The organism is Pseudomonas donghuensis (assembly GCF_000696345.2).
Classification (GTDB): Bacteria; Pseudomonadota; Gammaproteobacteria; order Pseudomonadales; family Pseudomonadaceae; genus Aquipseudomonas; species Aquipseudomonas donghuensis.
The window spans coordinates 3008920-3028294 of sequence record NZ_CP071706.1 but is presented as its reverse complement, the minus strand read 5'-3'; the positions used below and the strand labels follow the sequence as shown (position 1 = coordinate 3028294).

Genomic DNA, 19375 nt, shown 5'->3' with positions numbered 1-19375 from the left:
TCGCGATGAATTTTTTTGACACGCCAGGAACGCGCGCTGATTTTGAAGAGCGAATGGGCGTGCTGGCCGAACTCTGTCGAACCGGCCGCATGCGTTTTTTCGAGGGAGTAGGGGGGATGGAGAGCCTGACCCGGGTCAGATATTTACCGAACGGTAGGGTAGATTTGCTCAGTATTGATGAGTCAGCACGCCTGCAAGCGAACTCTGCTCATCAGATGCCGAATTTCGCCGCTTTGCTTGCTGCTGATGAAGCTCAATCGCCTACGGCTGTGGATAGCTGAACGCGGGGCGGCCAGTCGTAACAGCGCATATGCCACTGTGCCCGTCCCCGAAACATTCTCAGCCGCCCAGCGAGTTGTGTTTTTCTCACAGACAAAACCCTAATCTGGGCGACGCTCAAATGGCATGGCGAGCCACATACGCAGCCACCAGAGCTAAGACCCATTTCCCTCAGTCGTTGATGAATTCTTCAAATTTCCGATGGAGCGTATGACCCGGATACCTGGATATACGCTCACTTCCTACAAGATAGGAAGCAATGCTTTTGGGCTTTCGCCCCAGCTCGCGAGCGGCCAATGCTGAAACGGCACCAATCAACATCCCTGTGCATATCCTCCAAGGCTCATAAGGATCGCCGGAACCGAAGGTTGGGAGGGCAATCATCGTGGCAGCCACGGGAATCCCGACGGAGAAGATGCTGCAGATGTCATCCGTACGAAAGAATTTAATCGAATCCCTATAGTCGGCTTTTGCCCGCTCAAATCGCTTTACAAAATCGCCGACGATGTACTGAGCGTGGCCTTTGTTGTTGCACGTTGAGATCTCGGCTTTCAACAGCTTTAGTTCGTTCTGAAACAGCGTCCTAACCTCGGTATGCTCCTCGCGAAACCTCAAAAGTTTGTCGATCTTCACGTGCTCCAGATTGTGCGGCAACAGGTCGTTGATGGCCATATTTGCAAGGTACGCATTGGCGTCATCATCGTAAACGGCCTCGGTGAAACATCCTTCGTTGGCGAAGTAGGTACCCACGGCCCAACAGTCCGAGGAGTCCGTTGTAAGCTGCAGGGAACGTTGTTCAGCAACGGACGTTGCAAGGTAGAACATGTAGCCGCCGGCCAAGTCGTACGGCACCTCCAGAAAACCATCCGCGTTCAAGCGCTGGGCCAGCCCCTCAAACAATGGCAAAAGCTTGGCTTCGATCTTGCCCGGATTGATCCGCACGAATGATTCTGACGAGCATCCTGCGGGCCAGACCAAGGGACTCTCTGTGCGGGTTCGAAGGTTATAAAAGTCCAGAAAACGAGTCGCGGCGTTGTGCTTCTCGATCGGTTCAAGCGTCAGGTCAACTACTGCCCCGGCCTGGACTGCTTCCCGAACTTCCGCGTCGTCTTGTGGCGCATATTCCGCGGGTACTATCCGGTGGATGCCATCCCAAACCAGCAGCGACCGCTTCAGCGCGTCGGTATCCTGGAACTCAATTGATGGGTAGTGCAGGGCGCGTGTCATGTGGACGTCCTTGTATTCTCTGAAAAAGGTCTTGAGAGTAGTCCCGAATAGAAGATCATTACAAAAACTAGTTGGCCCATCCTCCGGCCAACGCCCTTTAAACCCCAGCTCAAGGAGCGGTGCTGGCCCGTGGTGAGCGGCCGACGGTGGAGCGGGTACGCCTGGAACTCGGCCCTGGCCGCCAGACCTGCCGGCCGAAGTGTCTCAGACCTTCGTCGCCATCTGGCAGCAGGCGATGGAGTAGTAGAGCAATCAGTGGACGAGCAGCGCAAGGTGCTGACGGAGAAGCGCGAGCAATTAGCCACGTTGGAAGTCCGAGCCGCACACTAACAGGCTGCCGAGGCGGTAGCGGCCCGCCAAGCGGTTGAAACCCAGCTGGCATAGACAATTGCTGGATCAGCGGCAAGTTCAGACAGCATCTCAACGGAGGCAAGCCGACACCCTATCTCAGCAACTGACGCTCCAAGTCCTCCTAGCCAGTGTCGAAACCGAAGGGCCGTAAACGTCCTACTATGGATTCAAAGCGAAAAAAGTAAGAATTCAGCCTGCGCCTCTCCGTGCTGGTGCTATTTATTGATTGGGGCGACGGCGTAAAAGCAGGCTAGGGGAGCCTTGCTCGCCGTTCTGCACCATTGTGTAGCAACGCACCTATCGATCATGGGGCAATGGCCTATGGACATCCTTCGGCCATTTAGCGACATTGGTCAGCCCCGCGGGCGCCAACGTTAAACGGCAAGGATGAGATTTAATGTACTTGAAACAGCTAGAGATTGAGGGCTTCAAGAGTTTCGGCAGGCGTTTCACGGTTGAGTTCCACGCAGGGCTGAACGTGTTGGTCGGAGAAAATGGAGCCGGAAAAACCGGCGTGATCAATGCGTTGCGTCAGTTGTTTCAGGATTCGGAGTCGGGTAAACGCTCGGTCGCCGAGCGCGACTTTCACAAGTCGTTCGAGCTTGATGCCGTGCCAGCCTCCAGTTTCGCCATCAAGGCGATATTTGGCGACCTCAGCATCTTTGAGAAAGTCGCACTCAATTCCTGGTGTGGCGAGCAGGACGAGGCGGTGCTTAATTTGACCGTGCTCAACCGCGAGATGCGCGGTCGCTACAGTCAGGACTTGTGGGGCGGAGCTATCAGGACGGGCGTCTTTAACCAGCAGACGCTGGACCTTATCCACTGCATCTATTTGCCGCCGCTGCGTGATGCGGAGCAAAAGTTACGGGAAGGGCGACAGTCCAGACTATCCAGGCTGATGAAGGCGTTATGCAAGGATCAGTTGCAAGTCTGCGCCAAGACCGGAACGTTGCATCCGCTTGAAGTAAAAGTCGCTGACTTCAACTCCCAGTTGGCCGCTGAACAGGACATTAAACGTGCGAACGCTCTGATCTCTAGTAGTCTGCGTGCGGCTCTCGGGGAAAGGCTGTCGCAAAACACGACGATTCAGTTTTCCGAATCCAACTTCACCAGGATCGTCGAAGGTTTGCGCTTGCTGTATTTCCCCAATGCATCACCCGCCGAACTATCGCAATTCCGTTCGCTGGATGAGAATAGTCTGGGCTACAACAATCTGCTCTATATTGCCTCTATTCTCGCCGAGTTGATTGTCGAAGATGGGGAGGGTCCAGGAGAGCGCACACTGCATAAGCTGTTGCTGATAGAGGAGCCCGAAGCGCACCTGCATCCGCAATTGCAAATCAGGCTTTTAAAGCACTTGCAGGAGGTGGCCCTCAATAAGAATATTCAGGTAGTGATTACTACCCATTCAACGGTGATTTCGTCAGCTGTTTCCATCGACAATATCATCCATATCAACGGCGGCGTCGAACCATTGGCCGTTCCTGCGCGCTTTTGCGGTCTGTCGGAGCCGAGTCGACGATTTATCGACCGCTGGTTGGACGTTACCAAGTCCAACCTACTTTTCTCCAAAGGCGTCATACTTGTCGAGGGTGTGGCGGAGGCCATTGCGTTGCCAGAGTTGGCGAAAATCGTGCTTGCGACCCGCGGCAAAGGGTTGGATACCCTGGATGACTATGGAGTGTCCGTCATCAATCTCAATGGCATCTATTTCGCCCATTTCATGCAGCTGTTTTGTGAGGTCGAGGGGCAGATGCGTAGCCGTAACCTGCCCATTCCCTGCGCAGGTCTCACTGATAAGGATCCGGTCAAAACCCAAAAGGTGCGGGTACAGGATCAGTTGGTCGACGTTATCGTCAAACCGCATGCAGGGAATTTGGCGGACGGGACCAATCCTGCACTGGGCCTGATCCCCAACATTGCGATGTCCCAATACGGGCGCTTGTTTAGTGGCGAGCTGAAAACCTTTGAGTATGACCTCGCAATGACGGCGAGCAATCTGCAGTTGATGCTGCAGGTGGCGTATAACAACTGGCCCACCGATGGCCCGATCAAGGCTTCGTTCAATGACATGCTTGCGGCCGACTTTGGGGCTATGTCTGAAGCGCAGAAAGCCGAATATGCCTACGAGCTTTTGGAGCGCATTGATTCCAACAGTATGGGGAAGGGGCTGTACGCCCAGCTACTGGCCGACAAGCTTGAACAGGGCGACTGCGCGTTTGCCGTACCGTACTACATCCAGCAGGCCATCTTTTGGGCGTGCGCTATCGCTGAGGAAGCGGTTCAATGACCTTTCCCAGCGAAGAGCAGCGGCGGTACCTCGGCTCCTCCATTGACGACAATGTTTACCTGGAAGCCTGTCCAGGGAGCGGAAAAACCGAAGTGATTGCCGCCAAAGTGGCGCGCGAAATCGAAGATTGGCAAGGTTATCCGGGGGGGATCGCGCTGTTGTCATTTGCCAACAGCGCCGCCGATGAGCTGAGGAGCCGGCTGATCGCTCACCGGCAACGGGCCCCGGTGGCCTACCCGCACTGGGTGTCGACGATTGACAGCTTCATCCTCAATTGTCTCGTGGGGCCCGTTGCCCATCGACTCACCGGCTATGCCGGCAAGGATGGCGATTTCCGGCTGCGGTTAGTCGATGCTTCGTCAACGGTTTACGTCAAAACTAAATACGCCATAGAACGCATCCACGTTCCCGCCAACCAGTACGACTTTGATCTGGCTACGGGACGGTTTGTCTTCCGAACGGGGGAGCCCGGGCTGGACCGCAAGCTGAACGCCATGGACTTGGCCGATTGGCAATTGCGTGACCTCAGAGAGGCCAAGACGCGTTTCAAAGCAGCAGGTTTTGCCACCTACCGAGATGTCGAACATCTCGCTATCCAGATCCTGAAGGAACCAAAGTTGTTAGACTTTTGCGCTCGATTGGCCCTGCGCTATCCATTTTTGGTGATCGACGAGTGTCAGGATCTCTCGGTGGAGCAGTTGACCGTCCTGGAGGGCTTGCTCGGACTGGGTGTGAAAATGCATATCGTGGGAGATCTCAACCAGTCTATTTACGGGTTTCGCCATGCGGATCCTTTACGTGTCGTGCAGTTCATCCGCGATCATGGATTCATCCGTCTGCTACTGCGTCAGAACTTTCGCAGTTCTCAGTCCATTGTCAATCTGTGTTCTGAGCTGGTGCCGGGAAACAAAACTCACGGCAATCCAACGATTCAGCCGGTTATGCCAGTAATTGTCGAGTATGACGACTGCCCCTCGGAAGCGATGCCTCTGTTCATGCGCCTCAGTGACAGCTATGCAAACCGGGTGATCGTCTCACGTGGTCATTCGACACTGAACCGATTTTTCAGCGGCGCCAATGACCTGAACAATACTGAACGCTTGGCACTTGCCTGCTCTTTGACGGGCAATGATTCGGCGTTCGCCATCCAGAAGTCACTCGCGCTATTTGGAGAGTGGCTGTCCAGCAAGTTGGATTATTCCGCAAAACCTAACTCCTTCCATTGCCCTGTAGATGTTGAGTCCGAGCTCGAATGGCGATTGTTTCTACATCAGGCACTAGCATTCATCACAAGCGCGGGCGCTTCTGTCGCGGGCCAGAATTGGAGCCGGTGGTGCCGGGTTGCCAAGGCCCGTCTTAATGAGCTACCAATGCAGGCCTTTGTCATCGCGGATATCGCTGTGGCAATTGCACCATTGGCAACACTTGGATTGCGCTCCCCTGCGGGACTCGGTGAGCAACTGGTAACTCAGAGACTTTCGTTAGTGACGTTGCATCAGCGCCGCATTCGACTGGCAACGATTCATGAAATTAAGGGTGAAACTCACGAAGCGACAATGCTGGTCTCAGCATCACGCCGCGGGGATCAGTCTCATTGGGCGGATTGGATTAGTGACAAAAACTTAGAAGCGGCAAGGCTCGCTTATGTCGCGAGTTCAAGACCAAAAAATCTATTGGTCTGGGCAGTCAAGAAATTAAAAGCCGCCGAGAGAATTACGCTTCAACGGATTGGATTTGAAATAGCTAATCAATAAGGCAGCAATAACAAATGTAAATCGAGGAGCTAAGAGAGGATACTAAGAAGTGAACTTTGCACTAACTATGTATTCTGCCGTCAGCCCAAAAAGTTTGCAACTTTTGGATAACTGAGCAAACTTCAGCAGCTCAGCCCCCGTAGAGCCCAATTGTCCCCACACACCGACTTAGAGCGTGCTCGGGCGTGAGTGGTATTAAGGAGAAAGTGCTTGCAGCCGGCAGTGATCGATGTATTGTATCGAGCGGTAGTTTTTAATCATCAAGAAGCCTGGCAGCAACTCGATGAGCGCGCTGCTGAGTGCGCAGCTATGCGGAGCCTAATCAGTACGGATCAACCAGGTGGAATAGATCTGGGTCTTGGACTTGGCGTAGATGGCAACGAATTTATAATCCCGCTGATTCAGGGGCCTAGGGCCTTCTTTGTCTCAGCCAAGACGGCTGTGCAGGGATTGCTGCAGGCAGGTCGATCCGAAATATTGCTTGATTACTCACTGAGTTTTGACTCGAATTTTGCTGAAAGATTAAAGCGGCTAATCAATCAAACAACGGCTTCTGCAGATCAAGATCTTGCACGGGTCAAAACCATTCTTATGTTGAAGGCGAACAATCCGCGGGTTCAATTCGATATCTTGCCGTTTCTCTATGAAAACGTCCGACTTTCAAGAGATGACACGAGTAATGAGCGACCAATCGACACCCTTGTCGCGTTTCGCACTTTGGATTATCTCGATTGGGACCGCTTCCGAAAAACGGAGGAGTTGCACTTCAATGGCGAATCGATCCACGCTTTGAAGGGGCGGCTTCGTCCTGCGGCTGAACGGCTTATTTACGGCCTCCACGCAAACGAAGAATTTTTGCGCCATGAAGCATCGGTCCTGGCGACAGAGGCCTTACTGCTGAGGCTAGCGGGGCTTTGGCATGCACCCAATCGAGATGTGAAAGCGATCTTTGGACAACTGATCGACTACTGCGTCAATGATCTAGGTTTCATTCCGATGACCGACTTGAGTTTGATTTGGAAGGGAATAGCGACGAAACAGGCGGCTCGCTTTTTCGGCCCCATCACTGGTCGTTCGCACACGATTTTCGAAAAAATAAAGGGAATGGCGTGGGATCTCTCCCATCTACGACTACTGGAGCGCATGGCTGCGCAAAATAGCTATGGCGCTTTTCACATTCCGTTTTTTGTCTCGTTAGATGCCAAGTGGCGGGAGTTATTGCGCTTGAATCCGATCCGCTTCATGTTGTTCGATGACCACACCCGCCGGATGCTCTCGGGACGGGCTGATGAAGAGAGGTTCCAAGAGATCTGTTTATCCAGCGTTAGCGAGAGCACTAAGCGTCTCCTATCACATGAGCAAGTTGCAAAACGTCGCGCTGCCGCCTCCTCACTGAGCATTGAAGCGATGCACACTTTGGTGAGGAAAGAGCAGGAGCGATGGCTGTGAATGGAACCTTTCTGCAAATGTCAGCAGATGGGAAATTGCACCTGACTTGACCAAGCGTTTGCATCCCATCTGACCACCTGTTTGCATTTGACTTGACCAGCCATTTGCATCGGATGTGGCCAGCGCACGGGTACGTCTTGACCGGCAGGTATCGACCCTTAGCTGGCCTTCATGTAGGGCAGCTTGCGGCCAAACACGGACAGGGGTGGAGCGCCACGCCGAAGGCCATTCTGCCGGGTGCATGCATGTCCATTATGTAGCGGCACGGAGGAATGCGGAGGCGTGGCCGGAAGGGAAGATCTGGACTTGGCTGTCTCCTGTAATGACCGACCCTATGATCGGTGAGGCAGGCGCTGACCGGTCAAAAACAAAGCCCGCCTTGGTAGGCGGGCTATCGAACGTCTCCAAGGGGAGGCTCATCGCCAACAAGTCTCGGAGCAAGCAAGTTCAGAATACACAGTTTTCAGCACGATGTCGTTACGAGGTCAGGGTGGCTTTGACCAGCGAACGCACACCCGAAAATTTACACAGCTCGCGGGCAAGAACTAAAAATTTCAAAACATGCAGGGAGTCCGGTTTTGCATCGTTAGTTTTCCGCATTTCGCAGGTTTAGTTCTGAGCGCTTCGGGGGCTGGTGACATCATGAACATCTCTAACATAGCACATCATTTAACATAATATACATTATGCGTAGTCACCTATAGAGGCTTGGCCCCCGTGCCAGGCTGCTTTTCACCAGGTGTTCCGGCTGACCAGGTCGAATTTCTCGTGTGCGAGAAAAACACCGTCACAAGCATGGCTATGGTTTGCATGGTTCATCAGCGGCATCGATTCGAATGTTGGCACGTGCAACGACGGCTATCGCCTCGACAATATGAGCTGCGTCACCAGTCTCGTATGCATCGGCCAAAAAGACATCTACGGCCTCAGGGTCAACCAGCGCGTCTGCTGGATCATAATCATGAATCGGCTCTGTCATTTGATCACCTGGGAAAAATATGAAGCCAGCATCTGGCTCTGACAATAAACGCTGGAACGTCACCTGCAAAGACGCTGCTGATGGACTGGCAACCTGATCGTACCTTTGCCTGACGATTTCGAGCGGCTTTCGGATTAACCACTGGTGACAAGCTGGACATGAAAATACAACCGGACGGCACGATATCCCTGGCACCCGTTTGTTCGTAGGTTTTATTCAGCCATTCAATGCCAGATGCATCTACAGCCCTCAGACTACGCGGCCTGTTACCGATTACGCGTGCATTCACTGGACGCTAATCTCGGTCTTTTTGAGAGATGGCGTTCAAATTTGTTAGATATCTAACATGGATGAGCTACCCCTGGATCATCTGGTGAGCTACCCTCTCCCACTAATATCAATAACTTATAACTCAACTAAATAGTCATTTAGTTGAGTTATAAGAGTCAAGCAATACAAGGGGCCGTGGCGGATAGCCACAGGCCCCCTGCTCCTCCTCCGGCCTCCTGCCAACCACAGGCCGGAATTCGGCTATCTGGGCGCTACCGAGGGTGGTTTCCATACCACCCTCGCCTGTCACTCGTGCGCTGCCTCAGGCGCCGCCAAACACAATGTCGCTATTGAGCAGATCGACCCCGACCAAGGTGATGGTCGTTGTCTGCCCGCCCGTCTCGGCAACCGTCACGATGCTGTCTGCACCGCTGTTGTCGATCGATTGGACAACGGCGCTCTGGTCGCCGTTGAGCACCAGCGTGTCGCGCAGGCTTAGGCTCACATCGAAGCCGGTGACCTGATACAGGTTCTCGGCGACAGACAGATCGATGTTGAAGGCATCCCGCTCACCGCCCGTGCCGACCAGGATGAAGTCGAACGTTGCGTTGGCCGCCTCGTTGGCGAACAGGTTGGCGTCGAACGTACTGGTCGCTGTGTCCCCGTCCTTGTCCGTCAGCGTCGCGTTGAACGCCAGCTTGATATCGCTGGCCAGGTTCTCGGTCTCCTGAATGAACTGGATCACCGGGATCTTGATCTCGCCCCTGGCCATCGTCAGCTGCACCGCATCGATCAGCGCCGTGCCCTGCTTCTCAATGAGGAAGGATACCTGCCCACCGGCCTCCGGCGTCAGGGTGTTGACCTCGATGAGGTTCGAGAATGTGCCATCCTCGTAGTAGATCCTGTAGTACAGGTCCTCGGTCGCCGTGTTGTATCCCCCCACGGAGTTGTCGATGAACACCTTCATGGCTGTCAGCAGGCTCTCCGGGTTGATGACGAAACTTTCATCGGCGTTGCTGATGGCTGCCAGGTTGTCCCCTTGGAAGAGGTTATTGGCGACGCCGATGCCGGATGTGCTGACGTTCATGGCCGCCGGGTCTATGTACGCTGGCAAGGGGTTGGTCTGCAGCGCAGCTTCAGTGGGGTCGGGTTCTCCGAGCCCGATGCCGGTCAGGATGTCCGCCGTAGACGCAAGCGCCTTGGCGGAAAAGAACACAATCTCCTCGGAGGGCGAAGGGATAGCCGGGTCATCCGGCTCTGGAATCAACAAGGTGCGCACCGGGTCCGGGCCGCCGGCAGCGAGTGCGCCGTCGGCACTGCTGAGCACGATCGTCGAAGCAAAGCCTTGCACCAGATCCAGTGCATAGCTGCCATTGGCAAAGGCGGTCAGCGTGTAGTCGACGGTGGTGTCCGCCGTTGCGGCGTTGTTGTCGAAGTCACCGGTCAAGGTCCCGGCGAACTGGTACGCACCATTGAGGTCCGGCGAGGGCACCAGCTCGGTGAGCGTGCCGGTCCCGGTCGTGGTCGTGTTGTCGGGTCTGACGAGGGTGAACTGGCCATTGACCAACGAGATGTTCAATCCCGTCGTCCCCAGCCCATCGGCGCCGGCCGACTTGCTCCAGAAGCCGTATTGCGCAAGGACGCTACCGGTCCCGATCAGGTTGCCGAATGCGAGTGCCGGGCCGTCGTCCTTGATCACCAGGTTCTGCCCGATATTGAGGGTGGCCTGGGCGCTGTCACCGTCCTTGTCGGTCTTGGTTGCCGTCAGGGTCACCAGGTTGTCCGAGGCCAGGCTGGTCGAGTCATCCGGATTGGTCGCGTCGGGATGGATCACGGCGCGGAGCTGGTCGAGGGTGACGTCACCGTTGGCGGCAACGCTGACGGTGAGCACCAGTTGATTGGTCGTCGCCGTGCGGCCTTCGACCACGCCGCCGTTGAGCGACAGGTTGACCGCCTCACCGGTGGCGGAATCGGTCAGCCCGGAGGCCCCCGCTACCACGCCCAGCGCATAGGTCAGGGTGCCAGCGCCATCGGCGCCGAACGCCGAGCTGAAGTTGGCGGCGAAGTTCTGCGTGGCGTTGGTCGCCAGCACCGTTTCGTCCACTGTCAGTGTCGGCTCCGTACCGGTGGTGTTGATGCTTGGCCCATCATCCTTGAACACCAGGTTTTGCCCGATGTTCAGAGTGGCCTGGGCGCTGTCACCGTCCCTGTCGGTTTTGGTTGCCGTCAGGGTCACCAGGTTGTCCGAAGTCAAACTGGTGGAATCATCCGGATTGGTGGTGTTGGAATGCACTACGGCGCGGAGCTGGTCGAGGGTGACGTCACCGTTGGCGGCGACGCTGACGGTGAACACCAGTTGATTGGTCGTCGCCGTGCGGCCTTCGACTACTGTGCCATTAAGCGACAGGTTGACCGCCTCACCGCTGGCGGTGTCGGTCAGTCCGGAGGCCCCGGCTACCACGCCCAGCGCATAGGTCAGCGTGCCAGCACCATCGGCGCCAAACGCCGAGGTGAAGTTGGCGGCGAAGTTCTGCGTGGCGTTGGTTGCCAGTACGGTTTCATCGACTGTCAGTATCGGCTCCGTGCCAGTGGTGTTGATGCTTGGCCCGTCATCCTTGAACACCAGGTTTTGCCCGATGTTGAGGGTGGCCTGGACGCTGTCGCCGTCCCCGTCGGTTTTGGTTGCCGTCAGGGTGACCAGGTTGTCCGAGGTCAGGCTGGTGGAGTCATCCGGATTGGTGGTGTCGGAATGCACCACGGCGCGGAGCTGGTCGAGGGTGACATCACCGTTGGCGGCGACGCTGACGGTGAACACCAGTTGATTGGTCGTCGCCGTGCGGCCTTCCACCACTGTGCCGTTGAGCGACAGGTTGACGGCCTCACCGGTGGCGGTGTCGGTCAGCCCGGAAGCCCCCGCTACCACGCCCAGCGCATAGGTCAGGGTGCCGGCGCCATCGGCGCCAAACGCCGAGGTGAAGTTGGCGGCAAAGCTTTGCGTGGCGTCGGTTGCCAGCACGGTTTCATCGACGGTCAGCGTTGGCTCGGTGCCAGTGGTGCTAATGCTCGGGCCGTCGTCCTCGAAGATCATCTTCGAGCCGATTTCGGCGGTCGTAGTCGAGGCTTGGAGCAGCTTGAAGCCACCGATATCGAAATCGGCGTGGTTATTGCCCTTGGCGTCGACGGCCGCGCCGTTCTCGATGAGCACGCGGTTGTGGTCTGCCGTTGTGGTGTATTCAATCCTGTAGCCGGCTTTAACGCCGGTGATGGTCGCAACCCCGGAAGCAAAGCTGATGACAATGGCCGGATCATTCGCCGATCCGTCCGAGTTCTCGATCACCAGCCCGGTGCTGATGTTGATGACGCGAATATTGCCGATTGCAACCGACGCATCACCCACATAGCCGTTGATGAAATTCGCGCCAGGTTCAGCAGCGGTGCTGAATGCGCTGATTTTTACCACCGCGCTCTTGCCGCTTTGCAACTGCACGACGTCGAACGTGGCCGACCTCGTATTGAAGACATTGGTGAAGTCGATGTTGGATTCAACATCTGCTTCGTTCTGATCCAGGTTGGGAATGGTCACATTCTGCCTGGCACCGGTGACGAACGAAAAGCGGATGCCCTCCTGTTCAACAATCATCTGGTTGTTAGTGCCGAAGGTGGTCGGGCCACCTGCCTGGCTGGTATTGATCGTATCGCCCGTCGTTATATTGGCGCCGCTCGATTGGTCGGCGGGGTTCTTGCCGGTGGCGATAATGGTCGGGTCAGTGATCCGCAAGACCCCACCGTCGTCGACCACGGTCGGGTTCGCCGTCGTGAACATCAGGAACAGGTTTTGCCCGGAAGGCGCATTGGCCAGGCTGAATACCAGGTCCTGGCTGGTGCCGATGAACACCTTGTTCAGCAGGTTGAGGGCATCGTCCGGGTTACTGGCGTCTGGATGCTTGAGCGGCTGGTATTCCACGGTCCAGATCTTGCCGCCGGTGACCGGCGATCCGCTTTCTTGAATGTAGGCCGCGAACACGATCGCACCGGCTGGCCCCCCGGCTCGGCCCAGCAGGATGTTGTTGTTGGTATCGGTATAAAGAAGGATGCTGGTGCCATCGAGGGTATCGAGTCCGCTGTCCAGGCCATTGAGCGGTGCGCCCAGGCTGTCGGTGAAGCTGACATCGGTAACGCTGGCTCCGGGTGCCGCGGTGATGGTGAACGCATCGCTGCCGGTGTTACCCACCGCCCCCGTATAGCCACTCAGGGCTGCACCTGTTGCGGTACCGGCCCCCAGCGCTGTCAAGCGGGTAGCGAAGGCCGAGGGCAGCGCCGAGATCAGAATGTCATTGTCGTCAGCGTCTCCCGCAGGGCTTGCGGTGGCCGTGCTGTTCTGCAATCCGGCGGTTTCGTCCAACGAAACGTTCACCCCCGTCGCCGCGACACTCAGGGTGCTGGCCACGGTGATGGCAGTGCTGGCGGGGGCGGCGTCTGTCGGGTTGGTGGAGGCGATCGTGATGGGAAACAGGCCGGCATCAGCGTCATCGGTAAGGTCGCTCGTCGGCGATGTGGTTTTTTTGCGGATTGTCATAGCGTTCTCCCGAGCAAGCCCAGCCACAGAGGCTGGAGCGTGGACCTTTACTGCTAGATGCCATCACTGTGAACACGCGTCGGGAATTGCGCATCGGCCGATACTCCCAGGCCGGATGGGAGTTTCAGCCTACCTGGGAGGGCAAACGAGATGATCTGGGAGCGCGCTACCGATCTGATTGGTGAATTCGGCGTCCCTCTCCCCACGAGGTTGATCGTTTGCGGGTTTCAGGGGCTGTCGAGGGTAGTCCGACTGGGAATCGTTTTTTTACAATTCATAGCATTTTGACCTTTCTGCGCTAACGTCAATTAACAACGACAGTTATTCAAACCAGAAGAGCAATCCCCTCTCGGGATCGCCAGACGAACAATAGGTGTGAGCAATCTGTAACAAGCAGACCTAAACCAGACAAGGAAGCAGTGAATGAACAATGATTACGTGAAAGTACTCAAGCGAGCTGCGTGGACTTTGGTTTTCACTGGATTACCTGCCAGCATGGCCCTGGCAGCCCCCGGCAACTGTTCAACATTGGCCCCCCTACCCGCCGTCCTCGAAGTCGGTGAAGGCATGCAAACGGTGATGGGCTCGGAGGTGGCCATCACTCGATTGGCTGTCGGCGATCCGAAAATCGCCGACGTGCACCTCAATAACAATAAGGACTTCCTGGTGACCGGCATTGCCCCCGGCGCTACCAGCCTGATGGTCTGGACCGCATGTTCCAGCTCACCTCGCCAGAGCATGGTGTTTGTCCAGGGCAAAGGCGCCGGTTCGCTGGTGAGCACGGTGATGCCGCCCTCGGAAGACCCACTGCTGCCCAGCCAGGTACAGACCGACATCCGCTTTGTCGAAGTCAGCCGTACCAAGTTGAAAGAGGCCAGCACGTCGATCTTCGGCAAAGGCGGCAGTTTTCTGTTTGGCTCCCCCGGCACCGTCCCCCTGGTCACCGTGTCGCCCGGCCAGCTTGGCAACACGGCAGCCCGTATCCCGCTGGATAATGGCAGTTTCAATATCGGCTTCGGTGGCGGCAACGTGCTGGGCTTGATCAACGCGCTCGAAGGCAGTGGCTTTGCCTATACCCTGGCGCGTCCGAGCCTGGTGGCGTTGAGTGGTCAGAGTGCGAGCTTCCTGGCCGGCGGCGAGGTGCCTATCCCGGTGCCCAGTAGTGGTAGCGACACGGTCACTATTGAGTACAAAGAGTTCGGGATTCGCCTGACCCTGACGCCAACCATCATTGGCCGCGATCGAATCGCCTTGAAGGTGGCACCGGAAGTCAGTGAACTCGACTATGAAAATGGCGTGAGGATCCAGGACTTTGTCGTTCCCGGGTTGCGGGTGCGCCGCACTGACACCAGTATTTCCCTGGCTGACGGCGAGAGCTTCGTGATCAGCGGCTTGATCAGTTCGACCAATACCTCATCGGTGAGCAAGTTCCCTGGCCTGGGCGACGTTCCGATTCTTGGGGCGTTCTTTCGCGACTCCACCATCAGCCGCGAGGAAAAGGAGCTGCTGATGATCGTGACCCCGCGCCTGGTACAACCGTTGGCGGCGAATGCCCGACTGCCTTCGTTGCCGGGCGAAAAACTGCGTAATTACGACCCGAACTGGTTCCGTATGTATTTCCTCGAAGACGGTAACTTCGACAAGCTCAGCGGCTTGTCGAAATGAGCACCAGGACATTGCAGGAGCACAGCATGAAGACAATGATTGCGGCGTTGGGACTGGTGATGCTCAGCGGCTGCGCCACCGATGGAGGCGCACGATGGTCGGGCATGGGCTCGGCCTCGTGCGCCAAGCCGAGCCCGGATCAGGAGCTGTCGCTGAGCATGGCGGATGACATGATCAGTGACGGCAAGTTGCATGCAGGCTTGGCCAATTTGCAGAACCTGCCGCCTGATCTTGCGGCCGTGCGCCTGCGCAAGGCCAAGATCTACCGCATGCTTGGGCAAAACGAGGCCGAGCCGCTGTATCGCAGTTTGCTGGGGACTTGCCTTGCCGCCGAGGGGGAACACGGCCTGGGCCAATTGGCCGCCGCGCACACCGATACCGAGCAGGCGCTAAAGCATTTGCAGCGGGCCGCGCAACTGTCCCCCACTGACGAGAAGATTCGCAACGACCTGGGCGTGGTCTACCTCAAGCAATTCAAGCTCAAAGAGGCACGTTTCGAGTTCATCACCGCCATGGAATTGAAGCAGTCCGATCAGTTGGCGGCCGTCAACCTGGTGACCTTGCTGATTTATCAAGGTAACTGGAAGCAAGCCTCGGAGTTGGTCAGTCGTATGGGCTTGAGCCCCGAACAAGTCAGCGAAGCCCAGGTACGCGCCGAAAAACTCAAGAGCTCGGCCAAGGCCGTAGCAGTGCCCAGTGATCGGGTAGCAACAGCGCTCGATCCGTCGCCATCCGGTGTCAATCCGCCAACAACGCAGAGGTAGTGATGAAACAGAACATACTCAGCTACCTGGGACTGTTGCTTGTTCCGCTCGCAGCCCAGGCTATCGAACCCGGTCCTTCATCGAAATATCAGCAGGAAACCGAACACTGGTTACTGCTGCAGTCTCGCGGTCAGGCCGTTTCGCCTATCCCGCAAACAGCGGCGGCCAGTGAGCGCGACCTGAGCCTGCAACGCTGGCTGGAGAGTTACAAACATCCCATCCCGCAGTTCTTCAAGGACTACTCCGGCTCAAACAGGAAGTAACCCATAACGACAAGGGGCCTCTGCCTCCAGCGGGTAAACCCGCTGGAGGCAGAGGCCCCTTGTCGTTGAGGTTTGCCCGCCTCTGCTTACAACTTCCCGAAGACCTTGAACACACCAATGATTGCTGGGCCGATCGCCACCAGGAAAAAGCTCGGCCACAGGCAGAAAATCAGTGGGAACATCAGTTTAGTGCCGATCTTAGCTGCTTTCTCTTCCGCCAACTGGGTACGCCGGTCGCGAAACTCTTCAGCGTAGATACGCAAGGTAGCCCCGACACTGGTACCAAAGCGGATGCTCTGCGCGAGCAAGCTGACCAGCCCGCGAATGTCTTCCAGGCCAGTCCGTTCGGCCAGGCGCTTGAGCGCTTCGGTACTGGGGATCCCGGCGCGGACTTCGGAGTTGACCAGCGCCAGTTCCACGGCCAGATCGGGTTGGCTGACCGCCATTTCCTCGGATACCCGCTCGATCGCCTGGGGCAAGGCCAGGCCCGACTCGACACACACCACCATCAGGTCCAGGGCATCCGGGAAGGCGACAAGCAAGCGGGTCATCCGTGCCTGTTTGCGCGCGTTGACGTAAATGGACGGTGCCAGCCACCCCACCCCCAGCGCCACTAGCAGCACGACCATACCGACGAGCAGCGACAGTTTTGGAATCAGCGGCAATGCCAGCACCGCAAGGCCCACCATGGCCAATGGCGACAACAGGCGAATGGCCCAGTACATCTGCACCGCTGCGTGCGAGCGATAGCCGGCATGGGTCAGCAGCGTTCGGGTCGCCGAGGGCTGGCCCTGCTCTACCGAGGAAAAGCGCTGGCCGACTTGCTCCAGCAACAGTTGCAGATTGCTGGGCGTGCTTTGCCCGTAACTCTCCCCGCCATGACCGCGTTTAATCAGCAAAAGACGCCGCTGTACCGGGTCTTGCAACCCCTGCACCAGCAGCACCAGCGTTGCCACCGCGAGCACTACGCTCAGGCCGATGGCCCCCGCGAACAACAGGCGCGCCAGTTGCTCGTCGCCCACCACACTGTTGATCAAGCTCAGCAGATAGTTCATGACCCCCTCCTCGACACCTGGCGATGTTCAAACCTGGATGCGGATGATTTTGCGGATCCAGAAAATCCCGATCAGCATCGCCACAAATGCCCCGATCACCATTTTCTGGCCCAGGGGCTCGTTGAGCAGCATCGGCAGGTAAGTCGGGCTCGACAGCACAATCGCCGCGGACAATACAAAAGGCACGGAGACCAGTATCCAGCCCGACATGCGCCCTTCGGCCGACAATGTCTTGATCTTGCGTTGAAAGCGAAAGCGCCCACGAATCAGGCTGCTCAACCGTTCCAGCACCTCCGTCAGGTTGCCGCCGGTTTCGCGGTGGATCAGCACCGTTGTCACCAGCATCATCACGGTCATGCTCGGCATGCGCTCAAGCAGACCCAGCATGGCCCGACGCACATCGTTGCCGTAGTTGATATCGGCGAACGTCAGGCCGAACTCATGGGCGACCGGCCCCTTATGCTCCTCGGCCACCAACTGCAGGGTTTCGTTGAACGGATGACCGGCACGCAACGCCCGGCACATCGCATCCAGGGCATCGGGTAGGCCTTCCTCGAACTGGGCGAAGCGTTTGCCACGGTCGCGGGATATCTTCAGCACCGGCAGCCAGAATGCCAGCATGGCCGCAGGGACAGCCACCCACCAGAGTTGGCTGAACAGCCAAACCACGAGCCCGGTTGCCACCGCCAGGACCAGCCCAAGCAACAGTACCCGGTAGGCGCGGTAGTCATGCCCGGCCTGTTCAATCATCTGTGCCAGCGACTCCATCGCCGGCAACTGCTCCAGACGGGCTTCCAGCGGTGACAAACGGCGCAGGTATTTCTGGCGCAGCACCGACTGCATGTTCGCCTGGTTACTGGCGGTCTCCAGCAGATTCAGGCGGCTACGGATACGCTTGCGCACCTTGCTGGCCTCGCCAAACACCGGAACCGCCAAGCCCTGGCTGAGCAGAAACATGGCCGTGAACACCATGCCGAGGAACGCCAGAATAAACTCGCCGGGGATTTGGTTCATGTTTATCCCTCCATCCAGTCAGGCCGAAACAGGCTGAGCGGCAGTTCGATACCGCGCCTGGCGAGCACATCGCGAAACGCCGGCACCATGCCGGTGGGGCGAAATTCGCCGAGGACTTCACCGTGCTCACCGATACCGTTGCGCACGAAGGCGAAAATCTCGGTCATGGTGATGATCTCGCCCTCCATGCCGTTGATCTCCTGGACGCTGACCAGGCGCCGTGTGCCATCCTCCTGACGCTCCAGCTGGATGACGACGCTGAGGGCCGAGGCTATCTGCTGACGCATGGCCTTGATCGGAAAGGTCGCGCCGGTCATCGAGACCATGTTCTCGATCCGGCCCAGGGCGTCGCGCGCGGTGTTGGCATGGATGGTGGTGAGCGAACCGTCGTGTCCGGTGTTCATCGCCGTCAACATATCCAGCGCTTCGGCGCCACGCACCTCGCCGATCACGATGCGGTCAGGGCGCATACGCAGGCTGTTACGCACCAGTTCGCGCTGGCTCACCTCGCCCCTGCCCTCGATATTCGCCGGACGGGTTTCAAGGCGTACCACATGGGGCTGTTGCAACTGCAACTCGGCCGAGTCTTCGATGGTAACGATCCGCTCGTTGTGCGGGATGAAGCTGGACAGCACGTTGAGCATGGTGGTCTTGCCACTGCCGGTACCGCCCGAGATCAGCACATTCATGCGGCCACGAACGATTGCCTTGAGCATCAGGGCAATGGAGGGCGTCAGGGTGCCCATCTTCACCAGGCTCTCCGTGTTGAGCAGGTCCACGGCAAAGCGCCGGATCGACATGCTCGGCCCGTCGATGGCGAGCGGCGGGATGATGGCATTGACCCGGGAACCGTCCTTGAGCCGGGCGTCCACCAGCGGTGACGACTCATCAATGCGCCGGCCCAGGCTGGAGACGATACGGTCAATGATGTTCAGCAGGTGGTGATTGTCGCGAAAATGCACATCGGTTCTCTGCAACTTGCCAAACCGCTCGACATACACCGAGTCAAACCCGTTGACCAGGATGTCGGACACGCTGTGGTCGGCCAACAGCGGTTCCAGGGGGCCAAGGCCAAGCACTTCGTCCGTGATCTGCTTGATGATCATTTGACGGCTGCTGGCACTGACCGGCGCCGAGTGCTCGTCGAGCAGGCGCTGACAGATCTCGCGGATCTGCCGCGTCGCTTCGGCAGGCTCCAGGGAATCGAGCAATGACAGGTCCATGACCTTGAGCAGCAATTGGTAGATCTTCTCCCGCCAGTCGGTCTCCACCTGATTGAGTTTGGTCCGGGTTTCGTAGAGCACGTCCGGTATGGCGGCCTCCCAGGCCATCAGTACACTGACGCAGTTTTCACTGTCGGCCTGTACATTCTGCTCGTCTGCCGGAGCATTTTTGCTGGCATGCTGACGCAGGCGATTACGAAAGTCGCTGAGCATGGC

Annotated in this window: 13 protein-coding genes and 1 pseudogene; 8 read left to right on the top strand and 6 right to left on the bottom strand. The window is 57.3% G+C overall.

Going from position 1 to position 19375, the window contains the following annotated elements; translation table 11 throughout:
- Positions 1–5: 5 nt before the first annotated feature.
- Positions 6–281, top strand: coding sequence for an AVAST type 1 anti-phage system protein Avs1c (avs1c, locus tag BV82_RS14275; protein ID WP_036997228.1), 276 nt, complete (start codon positions 6–8; stop codon positions 279–281).
- 169 nt (positions 282–450) lie between these two features.
- Here avs1c and BV82_RS14270 read toward each other — a convergent pair whose 3' ends face one another.
- On the bottom strand, positions 451–1506 hold the full coding sequence (locus BV82_RS14270; RefSeq protein ID WP_036997229.1) for a hypothetical protein: 1056 nt from the start codon (positions 1504–1506) through the stop codon (positions 451–453).
- Between the two features lie 119 nt (positions 1507–1625).
- On the opposite strand from BV82_RS14270, the pseudogene BV82_RS26430 reads away from it, so the two are divergent.
- The 4 genes and pseudogenes from BV82_RS26430 to BV82_RS14255 form a co-directional block, all read left to right on the top strand.
- Positions 1626–1833: pseudogene (locus tag BV82_RS26430) on the top strand (DNA-binding protein); the annotation flags it as partial.
- Positions 1834–2254: 421 nt separating this feature from the next.
- Positions 2255–4147, top strand: coding sequence for an ATP-dependent nuclease (locus BV82_RS14265; protein ID WP_036997230.1), 1893 nt, complete (start codon positions 2255–2257; stop codon positions 4145–4147).
- The gene (locus BV82_RS14260) at positions 4144–5901 is read left to right on the top strand and encodes a UvrD-helicase domain-containing protein (protein WP_036997231.1); all 1758 of its coding nucleotides are present in this window, start codon (positions 4144–4146) and stop codon (positions 5899–5901) included. Before BV82_RS14265 ends, BV82_RS14260 begins: the two co-directional genes overlap by 4 nt.
- A gap of 210 nt (positions 5902–6111) precedes the next feature.
- Entirely contained in the window at positions 6112–7350 is a 1239-nt protein-coding gene (locus BV82_RS14255) for a hypothetical protein (RefSeq protein ID WP_036997234.1), read from the top strand.
- A gap of 799 nt (positions 7351–8149) precedes the next feature.
- Here BV82_RS14255 and BV82_RS14250 read toward each other — a convergent pair.
- Complete coding sequence (locus BV82_RS14250) at positions 8150–8329, bottom strand: helix-turn-helix domain-containing transcriptional regulator (protein WP_081492757.1); 180 nt, start codon at positions 8327–8329, stop codon at positions 8150–8152.
- 592 nt (positions 8330–8921) lie between these two features.
- Positions 8922–13175 (bottom strand): DUF5801 repeats-in-toxin domain-containing protein, encoded by a 4254-nt coding sequence (locus tag BV82_RS26425; protein WP_244993518.1) that lies wholly within the window; start codon positions 13173–13175, stop codon positions 8922–8924.
- Between the two features lie 423 nt (positions 13176–13598).
- Between BV82_RS26425 and BV82_RS14240 the strand changes: the two genes are divergently transcribed.
- The 3 genes from BV82_RS14240 to BV82_RS14230 are packed head-to-tail and all read left to right on the top strand — an operon-like array spanning position 13599 to position 15867.
- Positions 13599–14840: a type II and III secretion system protein family protein gene (locus BV82_RS14240; RefSeq protein ID WP_026001556.1), complete on the top strand. Its 1242-nt coding sequence runs from the start codon at positions 13599–13601 to the stop codon at positions 14838–14840.
- Between the two features lie 26 nt (positions 14841–14866).
- Positions 14867–15604 (top strand): tetratricopeptide repeat protein, encoded by a 738-nt coding sequence (locus BV82_RS14235; RefSeq protein WP_010227155.1) that lies wholly within the window; start codon positions 14867–14869, stop codon positions 15602–15604.
- Between the two features lie 2 nt (positions 15605–15606).
- On the top strand, positions 15607–15867 hold the full coding sequence (locus BV82_RS14230) for a DUF3613 domain-containing protein (protein WP_010227157.1): 261 nt from the start codon (positions 15607–15609) through the stop codon (positions 15865–15867).
- 86 nt (positions 15868–15953) lie between these two features.
- On the opposite strand, the gene BV82_RS14225 is transcribed toward BV82_RS14230, so the two are convergent.
- Genes BV82_RS14225 through BV82_RS14215 form a run of 3 tightly spaced genes read right to left on the bottom strand, consistent with a single transcriptional unit; the run spans position 15954 to position 19372 of the window.
- The gene (locus tag BV82_RS14225) at positions 15954–16922 is read right to left on the bottom strand and encodes a type II secretion system F family protein (RefSeq protein WP_010226140.1); all 969 of its coding nucleotides are present in this window, start codon (positions 16920–16922) and stop codon (positions 15954–15956) included.
- A 27-nt stretch (positions 16923–16949) separates the two neighbouring features.
- Positions 16950–17936, bottom strand: coding sequence for a type II secretion system F family protein (locus tag BV82_RS14220; protein ID WP_036995607.1), 987 nt, complete (start codon positions 17934–17936; stop codon positions 16950–16952).
- A 2-nt stretch (positions 17937–17938) separates the two neighbouring features.
- Entirely contained in the window at positions 17939–19372 is a 1434-nt protein-coding gene (locus BV82_RS14215; RefSeq protein ID WP_036995608.1) for a TadA family conjugal transfer-associated ATPase, read from the bottom strand.
- Positions 19373–19375 lie beyond the last annotated feature (3 nt).